Source organism: Fibrobacter sp. UWR4, from assembly GCF_003149045.1.
GTDB lineage: Bacteria > Fibrobacterota > Fibrobacteria > Fibrobacterales > Fibrobacteraceae > Fibrobacter.
In genome coordinates this window covers 39,947-56,193 of the sequence record NZ_QGDU01000012.1, presented here as the reverse complement: position 1 = coordinate 56,193, position 16,247 = coordinate 39,947, and the positions used below count along the sequence as shown (strand labels likewise).

Here is a 16,247-nt window from a genome sequence, read left to right as displayed (position 1 = left end):
TGTAAACTCCAACTTTACTTTTTGCATTGGTGTTGATTTTTTGAGGTGTTCATGCTCCATAAGTTTGCGTTGTGTGCAATTCTGGCCCTGTTTTTTACATCCTGTAACGAAGAACAGAAAATCCAGTCCCTAAAAGCCGAAGGTGAATCCTTGCGTGCTAAGGTGGATTCCTTGCAGGCTGTCATTGAAAACACTCAATTTGTTCCTGTAAATTGGGATATCGAGAATGATACGGTTCGTGCGGGGGATGGTTTGTTCCAGGTGCTTTCCCGCATGCATATCAATCAGACGGAACGTGGTAAAATTGTTCTTGCCATGCAGGATAGTGTGGAACTATCTGCAATGCGTGTTGGCCAGGTTTTTTATGCCGCAATCGATAGTGCGGGTAGCGTTCAACGTTTTAGGTACGCAACAAATCCTGCAACAGTCCATATGCTTACGAAAACGGACGATGGTTATGTCTACAGCCGATTGGAAAAGCCGGTTGTTCGCAGACTTTCCATTTTTGAAGGTTCTCTTGCCTCTGGAAGCACCTTGAATGGAACCCTTTTCAAGGTTGGTATTCCTGGCCGTATGGTGGGAATCGTCAGTGGTGTCCTTCAGTGTAAGGTTGCTTTCGCCCAGGCTCAGCCGGGGGATAGTTTCCGCATTCTTCTGGAAGAAACCTTCTATCAGGATTCCATCTGGATTTCCGGCAAGGTTGTATATGCGGAATTCAATGGCCGTGTGGTGGGACATCATGAAGCTTTCCGCTATGATGACGGAGATCCCAAGAGTTCCTTCAACGCTCATTATACCGAAAAGGGTGAGGCCTTGATTTTTGACGGATTACGCTATCCCTTGGACCGCCTCCACATTACAAGTCCTTTTGGTTCCCGTATTCATCCTATTACGGGTCAGCGTAAAACTCATCATGGTATTGACTATGGTGGAAACCCGGTGGGAACGCCTGTCTATGCCGTGGCCGAAGGTAATGTGACTGTTTCTGGTTATGATGAATTTAGCGGAAACAAGATTGCCATTCGCCATCGTGATAATTCCGAAAGCTGGTACATGCATTTGTCTACCCGTGGCGTCAGTGTTGGTACGCATGTGGCCGCACGTCAGGTCATTGGACGTGTGGGCAACACAGGCCGTAGCACAGGACCCCATCTTCATTTGGGATTCAAGAATGAGAAGGGTGCCTGGATGAATCCTGCAAGCAAGACAATGATTGCTGCTCCCAAGCTTACGGGCGAACGTCTTGCAAGATTGCAAAAGCAGGTGGTGGAAATTCGCAGTCAAATTGAAAAGACCTTGGCTGCTCCTGCAGTCAAGGCCAACGATACGACCGAAGTATTGGTCCGAATGATCAAACTTTAATTATTTCTTGATCACCAGTTTTCCACCAAGTTGCTGGTAGAATTCCTTCTTGTTTTTGGGGAAGGAATTTTCTGTTCTGACAGCTCGAACTTTCTTTGCGAAGTGACCTGTAGATTCAGAACCGTAGAATCCTTCGGTACGACGAGTCTTTGTTCTTTCCTTAGCCCATTCAACCGCAACCTTCATCTGTTCTGCCGAATCGTCACTTTCGTAGTCCGGCACGATGCCTACGCGATGGTAGACGTTTCCGTTCTTGTCCATGGATTGTAGACCTGTAATCAGGGCCAGACCATTGTCAGGGGTATTGTCAATGACGTACTGTCCAATGCCTTTACCGTAGGAAATGAGTCCCACGATGGGAGATTTGGTGTTGACGGGAACGGCGGAAAGCACAACTTCTGCACAGCTGGCGGACATGGTGTCTGCTAAGAATACGACGTAACGATCCTTAGCCAGCCCTTCTGCAGTGGTTATGTAGGGAATGGTGTCGAAAACCTGGAAGTACGAAAGTTGCTTGTTCTTTATGGTGGAATCCATGTTTGTTTCAATGTCGATAATAATGGTGTCGCCTTCGTCCAGGAATTCTGCAGAGATACTGTTGCACTGCCTGGTATCGCCGCCTGGATTTCCACGGAGGTCGATGATGGTGGACTTTGCGCCTTCGGTTTTCTTCAATGCCTGGATGAATTCTCCATAAGTACCGCTGTCGCTAACAGTCTTGCTGTCAAATTCCGTAATACGGATTACGGGAATGGAATCCTGGTAGCTTAAATAGACAGTGGGGGTTGCGAATTCGCCTAGTTCAATTTTAAATGCAAGCGTATCTTCAGCTCGCTTCACTTCGACAGAAATAATGTCCCCTTCTTCGCCACTAAGCAATGCAAGGGCTGCCTTTTCCGTTGCAGGGATGGTTTTGTCAATGGAAATCAGGGTGTCATTTTCGAGAAGGCCTGCTTTTTGTGCAGGTGACTTTTCGTAGACTTGGGTAAATACTAAAGCGGTGTTTCCTTCTTCGCCTATGGTTTCAAGAATTGCGCCAATGCCGATATCCTTGTCGGATTCGTTAATCATGGCGAGAACTTTTGCAGCGTAGTTCGGATCGTAATAGCGGGTGTACGGATCGCTCATCTTGCTGTACATGTAACATACGTCGGTATAGTTGATGGTACAGGCGCTGCGACCGTAGCTTGAAAGTATTGGGGCGTTGTAGTAGCTCAGAATATTGTCGCTCAGTTCGTTTTTCTCGTGAGCATAGAAATAGTAGAAGTTCAAAAATAGGTAGTTGGCCTTCAGTTCGTTCGGGATATCACTGGATGTGCCAGGTAGGACCAGACCGTCACTGTCGCTATCGGAAGAACAGCCTGTGAGAGCTGCTGCAAGTACAGCGCCTAAGCCTAATGCCTTTAATTTTGAACAAGTTTTCATTTGTTCCTCCTAAATGAGATTCAAATTACAAATTCAAGAGCGCTCCGCCCAGGGATTTCTGCTGTCGATAAATGGGCTGGAGGTTTTCTTGGATGTGGGGGGTGATCTTCTCGAGAGATTTTTTCCCATAAGCCTTATGAAGTGCATCCACGGCACATTTGGAACTGATCGCCACGGAGGCCCTGCACTTTGTGGTTATGGTTTCGTATTCGCAAGGATAGTCGGGGACGATTCCTGTTTTGTGATAGGAATTTCCCTTTGGTGTCAAAAATTCCAGATTGGTGATAATTGCGAGACCGTTATTGATGGTGTTCCAGGTGGATTGCCCAATGCCTTTTCCGTAGGAGACTGATCCTGCGACTGGGATATCTGCGCCCTCCGCAACAGCTGCCGTGAAAATTTCCGCACAGCTTGCACTGGACTTGTCCACCAGCAGCATGAAAGGACGACCTTCACCTGCATCTCCAGGTTTTGCGTTTTCTGTAATGGTCCGTTTGACTGCTTGTCCGTCCGGCTCCAGGGCGCGCCATGCTCGGGTGGAAAGCTTTCCGCTCTTTACAAATAAATCCGCCATTTTAATACACTGATTTACGAGACCGCCGGGATTACCTCTCAAATCTAAAATGCGGGGTTTGCCGTCGTTGGGCAGGGTGTCTAGTAAGCTTTGCAATTCACCGTAAGTGCCATTGGGATTTTTTCCTGCAGTGATTTGTTTGAATTCCGTGATGATGATGAATTCCGTTCCGTATAGGGTATCCAGTATTACTGTCGGGGCGTAGACATCTTCCTTGATCAAGTCAAAGTGCAGAGTGTCCTGCTGGGAGACCACCGTAAGAGAAACTTCCTTATTTTTGGATAGGACGGAATCGTAGACACTGTATGCGGTGCAGCCTTCCAGCTTTACATCGTTGATTTTAATAATGTTTCCGTGACGGGGAACTCCTGCTCTTCCCGCAGGACTGTTGGGGTAAACGCGGTGGATATAAAGAGGATGTTCTGTATCGCCCCACTTGTACTCCATGCCTACATCTCCAGAAATGAAACTGGATTCAATGCTGGTACTTACTTCTTCGCTTTTCGAGGGGGGAATGTATCGGGTATATCGATCGGAAAGAGCGCTGTAGAGTGTCTGGACGGAATCGCCGTGGGGATCCAGTTTTTCCAGTTCATCTTCGTACAAGTATTGGCGCTTTAACAGCCAGTAGTTGAATTCGTATTCCGATGGGGTAGGAGTGCTTTCTACGGGTTGAAAAAAATCAGAGCAGCTGCATTGCAAAAAGGCGACGAAAAGAATCGCCGCCTTCAATGCAAGTCCGCCATGAAACTTACTGGTCAATGTTCAGCCCCTTCTTGTCCTGAAGGACGCGGGGAATGCCTACTTCCAGCGGGTTTTCGATTACGGAAATGGTTTCCAGGCTATCGCATTCGGCAAGACTTTCGGGGAGAGTAGCCAGTTGGTTTGCGTCCAGGACCAATTCCTTCAGCTTCTTCAGGTTGCCGAATTCAGAAGGGATGGCTCCCAGGCTGTTGCCGGAGACCATGAGAATTTCCAGAGCTTCCAGATGGCCCAGTGCGGCAGGAATGCTGCTCAGGTCGTTGTTGTCCAGGTAGAGTTTCTTTAATTTTTTGAGTTTGCCTAAGGTGGCGGGGATTTCGGAGAGCATGTTGTCGTGGAGGGACAGCTTGGTTACGTTTACCCACTTGCCCACTTCGTTGGTCAGATCCAATAGCTGGTTCTTGGCAATGTTCACATTCTGGAGCTTTGTCAACTTACCAATGGAATCCGGAAGCTCGGACAGGCTGTTGTAACCTAGATATAGGTGTTCCAGCTTGGTCAGTTCACCAATGGTTTCGGGAAGTTCCATCAAGTCGTTTTCGCTGATGGATAATTTCTTCAAGTTCTTGAGTTTGCCGATGTCGTCGGGAATTTCCACCAGCATGTTGCGGTCGAGGTTCAGTTCTTCGAGATCCGTCAGCTCAAAAAGTTCCTGAGGAAGGATGCGAATATTCTGCTGGGACAAGTCCAGGACGGTGGCCTTGTCTGCCTTGGCTTTTGCGATGACTTCTAGCAAATTCATAGTAAAACTCCTATACGACTTAATCATAGCTTTTTTAATGGAAAAAGAGATAGGAGGGGTATAAAAAACGTAAAAAAGGAGGTTTTAGTGCTCAAATGTTTATTAAAAAACGAGCGGTTTTGAAAAAAAAATGAAAAGTTTTGACTTTTTTTGTCCTTTTTATGCTCTATGCCCCCTTTTTGAAGCTATTTTTAGGTGCGTAATTATATAGGTAATAAAAAGGTGTACTCTGTATACCCGATTTTTGCCGATTTAGAAGCTGAGGAAAAAATGGAATTAACCAAATCACAGGAACGCCGTCTAGCATTTGTGGCTAGCCTTTTGAGTCTCAACCCTAACGATCCCACCGATCGTATTAAGGCACTCCGGCACTTAAACCTGGACGAAAATGGTTGCTTCCATGGTTTCCAGTACTCCCAGGGCTATATGGAATTCTTCATCTTTCTGGATGAAGATACTCCGCTCGAAAAGGTCGTGGCTCACCTGAATGCCGACCTGAAGCAGTTGCAAATCGCTGTGTTCCGTACTAGCGACCCCACCAATCCGTTCTTCATGTCTCTCCGTGAAGAGGCTGATCCCTGGGCAATCAATAAGATTTCCGAAGATTCTGAAGAAGAGGAAGATGACGCACCGGCCAGCCGTCCTTACATGGAAACCCTGGAAATTACCGTGCTTCGTACCCGCGCTAGCCGCGACATTACCGACTCCGAACTGGAACGTACCCTTAAGGACATGCGCCGTAAGCTTACCCTCTGGAAGGACGAAGTTAAGGCTAAGCTGGAAATTTCCGCAGAACACGATGACCTGACCCGCGATTTCCGCTCTGCAGATGACAAACTTGAAATTGTGATGGAATCCGAACCGCTGCACCTCACCAGCGACCACGGTGAACTGTTCCTCGGTTTCTGCCCCATCCGTACCATTTTTGACTACCATGTTGCTCTGGGCAAGCGTCTGAAGACCAAGCACAACATGGCTATCGTCAGCTCCAACATCCGTACTTACCTCGGTAACCTTACTCATACCAACGCTGCCCTCATTGACGCTTTCCAGACCATGGAACGTAACGATGACCAGAACGTGAACGTGGACGATTTCCCGTTCCTGCACAACGGTATGACCCTTACCGGTGATGACCTTCGCCTGAAGGATCGCGACGGCAAGAAGGTCCTCTTCATTGAACGTCCCAAGATTATTAACGGTGCTCAGTCCCTGTTCACTTACGAACAGTATGCCAAGAAGAGCAAGAAGCCGGTGAATCCGTATGTTCTCGTGAAGGTTGTGGTGCCGTATCCCGGTGCTGATAGCTTCCTGAACCAGGTGACCATGGCTAACAACCGTCAGAACCCGGTGTTCAGCTACCACCTGCGTGCTGCTGACGACCTGCAGTTCTTCATCTGGCAGCGTTACCAGGAAGAAGGCTTTACCTACGTTTACAAGGATGGCGTCCGTCTGAAGGCTCGTACCCGTAAGCTGGAAGTCCGTATGCGTCCTGAACTTGCAAAGACCCTGTTCATGATGGATGGCAAGCTCTCTGAATGCCGTTCCTCTGACTGCATCTTTGACAAGGAAACTCTTTACCAGCGTTGCTTCGGCGCCTTCGTTCGCGTGGCTCCCGAAAAGGAACGGGATTTCGTCCGCAAGACCATTGCCTTCACCAAGGCTTGGCAGCTTCTTTCTCGCCTCCCCATTAAGATCCGTAAGGTGACCCCGGGTAAGGGCGTGTCCATCGAAGCTAACGACGATAATCCGCTGACCCGCATTACCTGGAATGGCCGCCTGGAAGACAAGTTCATCTTCCGCAGCGCCGTCAAGGACCTGGTTGTGGCTCTCGCCCTCAAGCATTGGCTCATCTACGGCGATCCGATCCAGGATTTCGACTGGCTGGTTGAAAACGAACTGAACTTCAATGAATCCATCCTGAAGTATGCCTCCAAGATCTACACAGACGACCTGAAGGGCATCCTCATCAGCGAATTCAAGGATAACTCCAACTACTACGACACCATCACCACCATCGACAAGGATAGCGGTGAATCTGTGGAACGTCGTCTGTGGAAGGGCTTCTCCAACACGGCTACCTACGAAAAGATGCTTGACCTCCTCTGCAAGAAGAACAAGCAGTGGGAAAAGTGCCGCGAAGGTATTGAAGCATTTATCTAACCGCTCGGTTCATTTGATATTAAAAGGCTCCTGGTTATATAGACCAGGGGCCTTTTGCTTACTAAAATCTTGTCACATCTAACTTATATGTGTAGTTGTTTGCATTATTTGTTGACCGCTTGAACGCCCTTTTTTATCTTTGTTTGCGGAAATTTTACACAAGGAGTTCTAACGTTATGTGGAACGAAAAACATCTGAATAGACTGAACGAGTACCTGAGCCAGGCTCAGGCTGCTGGTGGCGCTGCCCGTATCGATAAGCAGCATCAGTCCGGTAAGTACACTGCTCGCGAACGCATGGAAATGCTGTTCGATGCAGGCACTTTTGTGGAAGTTGGTGGCCTCCGCAAGTCCAGCAACCGCGTTCTCAAGGAAAGCAAGGTCGTCCTGGGTGACGGCGTCGTTACCGGTTACGGTAAGGTGAACGGTCGTCTGGTGTTCGCATCATCTCAGGACTTTACTGTTGGCGGTGGTGCTCTCGGTCAGTGCCATGCTGAAAAGATTTGCCGCGTCATGGACATGGCAGTGGAAGCTGGTTGCCCGTTCGTTGCTATGAACGACTCCGGTGGAGCTCGTATTGACGAAGGTGTGTTCTCTCTGGCTGGTTATAGCGCTATCATGGCTCGTAACGTTTGGGCTTCTGGCGTGATTCCTCAGATTGCCGTGATCATGGGCCCCTGCGCTGGTGGCGCCTGCTACTCTCCGGCTCTGTCTGACTTTATCTTCATGACTCAGTCCACTTCTCAGATGTTCCTTACCGGTCCGGCTGTGGTTAAGCAGGTCATGGGCGAAAACATCACCGCTGCCGAACTGGGCGGCGCTCCGGTTCACACTGCAAAGTCCGGTGTGGCTCACTTCATGTACCCCGATGACAAGCAGACCTTGGAAGGCGTTCGCAAGCTCCTTTCCTACCTGCCTCAGGGCAACAAGTGCAAGCCGGTTCCCGCTGATCAGCAGATGGAAGAAAAGGAAGACGAAAAGGGTCTCAAGAAGCTCTTCAAGAAGTTCCTGAACAAGCAGGAAGCTACCTGCGAAACTGCAGAAGACAAGAGCGCAACTATCCAGGACATCGTCCCGGATAACTACAAGCAGGCTTATGACGTTAGCGCCGTGATTGCCGCTTTCGCTGACGTTGATAGTTTCTTCGAAGTCCAGAAGGACTGGGGCAAGAACGTGGTGATCGGTTTCGCTCGCCTGAACGGTGAAGTTATCGGCATCGTGGCTAACCAGCCCAAGGTTCTCGCAGGTTCTCTGGATGTTGATGGCTCTTCCAAGGCTGGCCGCTTCGTTCGCTTCTGCGACGCCTTCAACATTCCGCTGCTGGCTCTCGTGGACGTTCCGGGTTACATGCCGGGCAGCAAGCAGGAATACTCTGGCATTATCCGCCACGGCGCAAAGCTCCTGTACGCCTTCGCCGAAGCAACCGTACCTAAGGTTACCCTCATCCTCCGTAAGGCCTTCGGTGGCGCTTACATCGCCATGAACTCCAAGGATGTGGGCGCAGACTACGTCTTCGCTCTCCCGATCGCTCAGGTGGCTGTGATGGGTGCAGAAGGTGCCGTTGAAATCATCAACAAGAAGGAAATCTCTGCTGCACCTGATCCGGTGGCTGCACGTGCCGCCTGCATCGCCAAGTACGAAGAAGAATTGATGAACCCCTACGTTGCCGCTGCCATGGGCGTGGTGGACGAAGTCATCAAGCCGGAAGACGTACGTAAGCGCCTTGTGACAGCCTTTGACGCTCTGAAGACTAAGGATCAGAAGCGCCTTTGGAAGAAACACGCTAACATACCGCTTTAGTCGTTCGTCGGGGGAAGAACCTCCGGTCACTAAAGCTCTCGCCTCCACGACCGATAAAGATCGGTCGCTTGAGGCTCACGGATTCCGCTGTAAGCGGAATAAGACCGGTTGGTCTAGATTCAATAGAGTTCGTCTCGTAAGACCAACCTCTCCTAAAAAGGCACTTGGTGAAAGACCAAGTGCCTTTTTACTCACAGATACCGCTTTAGTCGTTCGTCGGGGGAAGAACCTCCGGTCACTAAAGCTCTCGCCTCCACGACCGATGAAGATCGGTCGCTTGAGGCTCACGGATTCCGCTGTAATTTTAGAACAAATTAAATCTAAAAACATGCAATTTTGGCCCTCGGTTTAAAGTTGAGGGCTATTTTTGCACTGAAAAAAAGCTAATTTGCCCTAAAATCTGGTAGTTTTCCTGTGTTTGTACTGAATTTTTGAAAGTGAAATTCAGTATTTTGTGGGGACACTGCCGGATGGTGGTTATCAAGGTTTTTATCGCGGCTTTTTGTTTGTGTCTTTTGCTGATTTGAAATATTGGTTTTATGCTGTTGGTGTGGCTCTGACTGCAGGCTTTGCCTGGTCCCAGAGCGATTCTACATCCGTTGTGTCTGCATCTGATGCAGAGGTCTCCGACCCGGATCCTGCAGAAACGGAATGGCAACCCACTCTCCAGTATATTTCTTTGCCTCCCTCAGTAAATCCCCTGAACGGGATGCTTCCTTTTGGCGGTATTGGCGCTAGCCCTCGCCTGATGAATGATTCCAGAGGACAGGTCTTTACTCATGATGTGGACGTGGCCACTCGTGAAATGGATGTCAGCGAAAAGCGTGTCAACTCTGTATCCAGGGATACGATTCCCCTGTGGTCCGCCCACTATCCGGAATTGACGGACTATGTGGCGGACATGTACGATATTGGCCGTAAGGGTCTGTGGCTGAATGGCCTTGTGGGCCAGGCAAATGACGGTTACGAAACTCCGGAAACCGGTTCTGTATTTGATATTACCATCCCTGTGACCATGCCTGCCTGGATGAGGGATTTTGGCTTGGACAAGCCTAAGCTGATGCTCCAGGGTACCATGGACATCCGTCTGAAGGGATATGGCGAAAAGGATGATGCTGAAGGCAGTACGAAGACCAGTCTTTGGCCCAGCCCTACGTTGGATTATACACCGAACTTCATGGTGAAGGGTAAGATCGGCCCGTATATCACTGTGGAAATCAATAACGTGGAGCAGGGCCTTGGTGCCCAGAACCAGGTCCGCGTGGTGTACGAGGAATCCTATAAGGATGAATTTGAAGACTACATCCTGCAACGCGTCGAGGCTGGTACCACGAACTTGACTTTGACTGGTACCGAACTGACTGGTTATTCGGAAAACCATCAGGGCCTGTTCGGTATCAAGGCTGACTGGAAGTTGGGGGACTGGCGCCTGACGACGATTGCGTCCCAGGATGGAGGCTCTCAGGAAGAGTACTCCCTGAAGGCGAATGAGTCTACCTCTGAATTCCAGGTGCTGGATAAACAGTTCATTCCGTATCGATACTACTTCTTGAACCAGGAAGCCAGGGGCAATTACGTCACTAGCGCGATTGGCGGTAACAAGTCTCCCCACTATGAAGTTTCTGATCTCAGGCTTTATCGTCGTGCATCTACCAATGCTACTACTGGCGTTATTGAAAAGGTGACTGCTGTCTATACCACACGTTCTGGTAAGAAGGTGGAAAAGATGGTGGACCGCCTGGTGGAAATTCCTGATAAGGAATACTCTTACGATAACAGGACGGGTATCCTGAAAATCAATACGGCAAACCGTAACACGTTGATTGCCGCAAGCTGGAGCAGCAAGACTGGAGATGGCTCTGGACGTAGTAGCAACAAGGAAGTGAAGGATGGTTCCAGAGTCGTATTGATTCAGTGGGATGCGACTCTTTCTGAACTGACAGATATCGATCAGTTGATGCTCCGTAATGTTTATAACATCGGCATCACGGATGCGAGCGCCTCCAACTTTGTGCTGCGCATGAAGAATAAGTCTGGCATCGCTGGTTCGTACTTGAGGACGCTGGGCCTTGTGGATGAAACTACGGGTAGTCCCCTGGTGAATGACGCAACCATCTTCAAGAAAGATGCTTCCGGTAGCTATACCGGTGAAATGTGGTTGCCCTGTAAGGCCGTTCGCGACTATGATTCTACAGCCCACATCACTATTGAAAAGGCTAAGGACTTCTGCTTGGAACCTTTGCGTCAGTTGGATTCTACTGCCGCTATGGCTCAGTTGTATACGCTGCCGGTCTATAACTTGAACCGCTATACGAACCGATTCTACTTTGAATCTGTAGGTAAACGTCGTAGCTCTACCATTAGCGTTCGTGATCCTAGCTCCAGTTACGCTGTGGGCGGAAATTCCTGTATGGATATTTCTCCCGGCACCGAAAAGGTAACCGCAGGTTCCACGACTCTTATCCGTGGTACGGACTATGAAGTCAACTACGAGCTGGGTCAGATTGAACTTCTCAGTGAACGCGCTCTTGATCCTAATAAGGAAATCAAGGTAAGCTTCGAATGTGAACCGCTCTTTGAAATTGACAACAAGCTGTTGCTTGGTGCTCGTGCGGAATTACCTCTGGATCTTTACGGATTGGGTGCGGGTTCCGTGTTTGGTATTACCGCTCTATATAAGAGTCAGAGTACAACGGCAAAGACACCCACTCTTGGTAACGAACCTTATTCCAGCGTGCTGTGGGGAATGAACCTTCGCTTGCAGGATACGATTCCTGCCTTGACGGAATTGGTAAATGCAATTCCTGGCATAAACACTACCGCTCAATCTTCCTGGCGCTTTGAGGCTGAATTTGCTGCAAGCCGTCATAACGCAAACACCAGCGATGATGTCGAAGCCTTGGTGGAAGATTTTGAAGCGACTACTTCTGGCCTTACTTATTCTCTGTCCAGACTTTCTTGGTACCAGGCATCTCCGCCGGGTGGTGACACTCTTAACATGTCCACCTATATCAAGAACCAGGATTACCGCCATAAGGGTGAATTCATTTGGCACAGTAACAATACGGAACTGTACAAGCATATTTATCCTACGGTGGGTAACTCCGATGTGGATAACCAGCACTTGACCGTGCTGAAGATGACGCTTCGCGCTAATGATAATCTGACTGGTAATTCCTGGGGTGGTGTGATGCGTCCCAACAGCAGTTACTATCAGGATATGAGCGACATGAAGTACATCGAAGTGGTTGCTCGTGGTAACGTGGGATCCATCTATCTTGACTTGGGTCTTGTGAGTGAAGACTTGTCCATCAATGGTTATGCACCTAACGGTGTGTATGATGGTGAAAATGATTTGGGTACGACTGTTGCTCTTCATGATAGAGGTCTTGACAATAAGACTGGGGATAACGAAACCCGTTTGGTTTGGGACTGCCGTACCAGTGAATGTCAGTATGAAGAAAAGAGTTCCTTGAATTCCGATGCATCCACTAGCGATATTGCAATGGATGATTTTAATGGCAATTTGGACGATGATAGTGATCCGCCTGTAAATATTAATGGTACTGAAAACAACTCTGGCGAACGTACTTACGATACGGAAGACATTAACAAGAATGGATCTCTGGATAGGGACATTAGTTTTGTCCGTTATCGCATTGATCTTTCGGACGAAGACCCTCTGCACTTTGAAGAACTGAAAAACGGCTGGCGTAAGTGGCGCATTCCATTGAGCCAGTACGATACCATTGTTTCCTCCACAGGTAGCGATTACCGTACTATTCTTGGCGAAGCTCAGTACACCAGGATGTGGATTGGTTCCCTAAGTAATGGTGTGTCCGAAGCGAAGGTCCAGGTGGCCGGCCTTGCTGTGGTGGGCAATTCCTGGGAAGATGCGACTGTTGCGGATTTCTATAAGACTAGCTCTTCTGAAAATTCCCAGATCGTGGAAGTAAACGGCGTGGAACAGCAGGTTTCTGCTGAAGTGGCTACAAGAGATGCAACCTTTATTAAGGTTTCCACTCTCAATAACCGTGAAAATTCTGATAGATACCACAAGTCTCCCAATACAAAGACTGAACGTGATTCTGACTCCAACGCTCCTTTGAAGGAAACTGCACTCGTGCTGGATTATCAGAACATGAGCCCCGGTCAGGAAGTTGGCGTTACTCGTATTTTTGATACGGACAAGAAGGACTTCTCCAGCTATAAGTCCTTGAAGATGGAAATCCATTACGAGACGAAGGCGAAGTCTACTCCGGTCCGTTTCGCAATACAGTTTGGTGAAGGTTCTCTGGAAGGATCCTCTGACTATTATGAATGGAGCTTTAGGCCTATAAAGAAGCAAGATCCCTGTGGCGCTCGTGAACAGGACTGCGATGAAGAAAACTGGCTGGACAATGCGTTCGCTATGGACATTGCGGATTTCTCTGACTTGAAGCGTGGTCGCCGTCCGCCGTATGTCAACGCTGTTGAAAAGAACCTGGGTGGCGATCGTGAAGAAAAGATCCGCCTGGTGGGTAATCCTTCTGTTTCTAGCATTGACTGGATTCGCTTTGTGATTATTGCTGACTCTTCTGCCTCTGCCGAAGATTTGGAAGGTACTTTCTGGCTGGATGACCTGCGCCTTTCCGATATGGATACGGATTGGGGCTACGCTGCTCGTGTGGGTGGTCAGGTGAACTTCGCTGACTTTATTTCTCTGTCTGGAACGGTGCGTTACCAGGATGGTGCTTTTGCAACACTTTCTACTTCTAACGGATCTCCCAAACCGAAAATTTCTGAAGCCGCATCCCAGTTGGACATTGCTGGCGACTTTACCATGAACTTGAATAAGTTCCTGAACGATAGTGCCGGATTCCATATTCCTCTTTCTCTTGGGTACCATAGTACTACCAAGCGCCCCTACATGAAGCCCACTGATGACCTGCTCCTGAATAAGAGCAGCTTCGGTGAAATGACTAGCGACATGTTCCAGAATGAACTGGAAGTGACCTCCGACAAGAAGGAACAGGCTTTACGTGATAGCGCTGAATCTAAGGGCTACCAGTCTTATGTTCGTGAAAAGACGTTTGGCATTAGCTTCCGTAAGGATTACAAGGCCAGCGAAACTAAACTTGGTGAAGTCCTGTCCCAGATGTTCCTGGAAAGACCTGCCTTCAGTTATTCCTACCGTGAATCAGAAGGCCGCTCTACGACTTCGGCAGACTCTACTTATTCTTACCATACAGTGATGGAATATAAGCTGGGTACTTTCAGCATGTTCAAGTTCAGACCCTTTAGCAATCTTGCCAAGTACGGCTGGGCTAAGGAACTTTCCAAGACTGAATTTGAACCTTGGCCCCAGACTTTGGACTTGACCCTGTTTGACTTCAACTATGTTCGTTATGTGAACCAGAGCCGCGATCCGGATTTTGTGGAACCGCAGGTGGACCGTGTGGTGACTTACACCGCAGAATTGAACCACAAGCTGAACATGCGTTGGAATATTCTTTCCTTCCTATCAGCAAACTATGCCATCAATGTAAAGCGTGATATGTACGGTGGTGGTGACCGTGAAGGCTTTACCAAGGAAAACTTCTTCAGCAAGGGAGAAGGTGGCCTCTTTGCTAATGGCTACGTCTTTGACTTCGATCATTCCGACCGAAAGGTTTACTTCTCTGCTGATAGTATTGTTGCCATTCCTTATGACACCATTCCCAGGGTAAACGCCAATGGCGATACCATGACTATCAATATGGACAATCCGGATTCCTACCAGATTCTGTATGATAGCACCACCTTCTATAAGGTGGATAGTGTTGGCCGTCGTGAATATGGTCGTTCCTATGGTATTCTTCGCAACGAACGTTCTCGTTCTCAGCAGTTCAAGTTGACCTTTAATCCCAGACTGATTCCCTTCATCCCGTTCACAACCTCCTTCTCCTCTGATTTGAACCAGCAGAAGTCTATTCCGAACGATTATGACTTTATGGATGAAACCAGTATTGAGAAGAATTTCTGGACGATTTCTCAGACAAACCGCTTTGAATTCGCTCCCACATTGAAGGTTCTTGATTTGGTGAAGAACTTCGGCAAGGAATCCGCTGCGGCTAAGGCTCTTGAAGCCATCAAGTGGCGTGAAGTGAAGTTTAACTGGTCTGCAAGAACAAATACAGTGGGTGAAAACTTCACCTTGGCTCAGCTTTATGAAGAACAGGGTGTGACTCCGCTGCAGTATTATTTGTATGGCTTGGGCCTTGGTAACGGTTATCGTAATCGTGGTCTATGGAATATTGTTTCTGGTGATATGGGCCTGGATCATCGCGATGATTACAGAGGTTTCGCCCAGTATCGTAACCATCATGTGGATACTCTTGTCTATCAGGGTAACTTCCGTCATTCTGTATCCCGGAACTTCCAGGTGTCCAGCGGCATTACGCTGCCTATTTGGGATATCGGTCTTTCTGGCGACTTGCAGTGGAAGGAAGATTTCTCTCAGTCACGAGAATATCCCATGTACATCGATACGACTACCGTATGGCCGAAAATTGGCATTGGCATCACTGTTCCCAATTTCTCCCAGAGAGTTTCCTTCCTGAATGGATTCCGTAGTGTTTCTACTACGCATCGTTTCGAATATACGAAGACCACAACCGTACATCCGTTCCAGAGTGCAGAAGATTCCTGGAGCCATTCCATTAACTTTAACCCGCTGGTTCGTATTTCCTTCTTGCTGCAGAATAACATGCGCATCGAAAATAGTGTCCGCATGAAGATTGAATCTACGGATCGTCGTCCCAAGGAAGAAGTTGCGGGCTGTGTGAACTGGACTCCTGCAAATCGGGAATGCGAAGACGTGAACTCCACGGATACGACGGATTACTACTGGGAAACGCCCTGGATTCACACGAACCTGTATAATGACTTTGCCTTCAACATTGGCGATGACATCACCATTACCTACCCGCTGAAGATAGATAAGGTCCTGAAAATCTGGCGTTGGTTCTACAAGTTCAAGAATAGCATTGACTTGAAGTTTACCGCTGGTTATGACTACAAGAAGACTATCCGTAAGGAATACAATACTGTGGAAGGTTATTATATGTGGAATAAGGACAGCGGTACTGATGGCGTGTTTAAGCAGTGGTCTTATGTTTCTCCCACGACGGGTAAGAAGACTGAAACCGCTGTCTATAAGCCGGATCTGGAATTGGTTGATCGCACTGTTCCCTCCAGAACGCATGAATGGTTCCTGAGACCGAGTGCGAGCTACCAGTTCAACAAGATGGCGTCCATGAGTTCCTTCATTGAATATCGTCAGATTCACGAAAAGCTGGACGACGAAACGCCTCACCTGAGACAGATCCTGCAATTCGAAATTGCATTGATGCTGAGATTCAACTAATCCGGATTTTTGCGAAAAAGAAAAATAGCGAGG

At 48.4% G+C, this 16,247-nt stretch carries 7 protein-coding genes; 4 read left to right on the top strand and 3 right to left on the bottom strand.

Annotated elements, in window-relative coordinates; translation table 11 throughout:
• Positions 1-51 precede the first annotated feature (51 nt).
• On the top strand, positions 52-1,362 hold the full coding sequence (locus tag BGX12_RS06555; RefSeq protein ID WP_109735284.1) for a M23 family metallopeptidase: 1,311 nt from the start codon (positions 52-54) through the stop codon (positions 1,360-1,362).
• On the opposite strand, the gene BGX12_RS06550 is transcribed toward BGX12_RS06555, so the two are convergent.
• Genes BGX12_RS06550 through BGX12_RS06540 form a run of 3 tightly spaced genes read right to left on the bottom strand, consistent with a single transcriptional unit; the run spans position 1,363 to position 4,865 of the window.
• Positions 1,363-2,787, bottom strand: coding sequence for a S41 family peptidase (locus BGX12_RS06550; protein ID WP_109735283.1), 1,425 nt, complete (start codon positions 2,785-2,787; stop codon positions 1,363-1,365).
• A 25-nt stretch (positions 2,788-2,812) separates the two neighbouring features.
• Positions 2,813-4,123 carry a S41 family peptidase gene (locus BGX12_RS06545; RefSeq protein ID WP_109735282.1) on the bottom strand — a complete coding sequence of 437 codons (1,311 nt, stop codon included), beginning with the start codon at positions 4,121-4,123 and terminating at the stop codon, positions 2,813-2,815.
• Positions 4,113-4,865: a leucine-rich repeat domain-containing protein gene (locus BGX12_RS06540; RefSeq protein WP_109735281.1), complete on the bottom strand. Its 753-nt coding sequence runs from the start codon at positions 4,863-4,865 to the stop codon at positions 4,113-4,115. Before BGX12_RS06540 ends, BGX12_RS06545 begins: the two co-directional genes overlap by 11 nt.
• A 270-nt stretch (positions 4,866-5,135) precedes the next feature.
• Between BGX12_RS06540 and BGX12_RS06535 the strand changes: the two genes are divergently transcribed.
• The 3 genes from BGX12_RS06535 to sprA all read left to right on the top strand — a co-directional run bounded on the left by BGX12_RS06535 (position 5,136) and on the right by sprA (position 16,214).
• Positions 5,136-7,028 (top strand): AIPR family protein, encoded by a 1,893-nt coding sequence (locus BGX12_RS06535; protein ID WP_109735324.1) that lies wholly within the window; start codon positions 5,136-5,138, stop codon positions 7,026-7,028.
• A 176-nt stretch (positions 7,029-7,204) separates the two neighbouring features.
• Positions 7,205-8,827: an acyl-CoA carboxylase subunit beta gene (locus BGX12_RS06530; RefSeq protein WP_109735280.1), complete on the top strand. Its 1,623-nt coding sequence runs from the start codon at positions 7,205-7,207 to the stop codon at positions 8,825-8,827.
• A gap of 523 nt (positions 8,828-9,350) precedes the next feature.
• The gene (gene sprA / locus BGX12_RS06525; protein ID WP_233246291.1) at positions 9,351-16,214 is read left to right on the top strand and encodes a cell surface protein SprA; all 6,864 of its coding nucleotides are present in this window, start codon (positions 9,351-9,353) and stop codon (positions 16,212-16,214) included.
• Positions 16,215-16,247: the final 33 nt, after the last annotated feature.

Coding starts and splice junctions, on each gene's coding strand:
- BGX12_RS06555 (WP_109735284.1), top strand. CDS start 52: ATGCTCCATAAGTTTGCGTTGTGTGCAATTCTGGCCCTGTTTTTTACA.
- BGX12_RS06550 (WP_109735283.1), bottom strand. CDS start 2,787: ATGAAAACTTGTTCAAAATTAAAGGCATTAGGCTTAGGCGCTGTACTT.
- BGX12_RS06540 (WP_109735281.1), bottom strand. CDS start 4,865: ATGAATTTGCTAGAAGTCATCGCAAAAGCCAAGGCAGACAAGGCCACC.
- BGX12_RS06535 (WP_109735324.1), top strand. CDS start 5,136: ATGGAATTAACCAAATCACAGGAACGCCGTCTAGCATTTGTGGCTAGC.
- BGX12_RS06530 (WP_109735280.1), top strand. CDS start 7,205: ATGTGGAACGAAAAACATCTGAATAGACTGAACGAGTACCTGAGCCAG.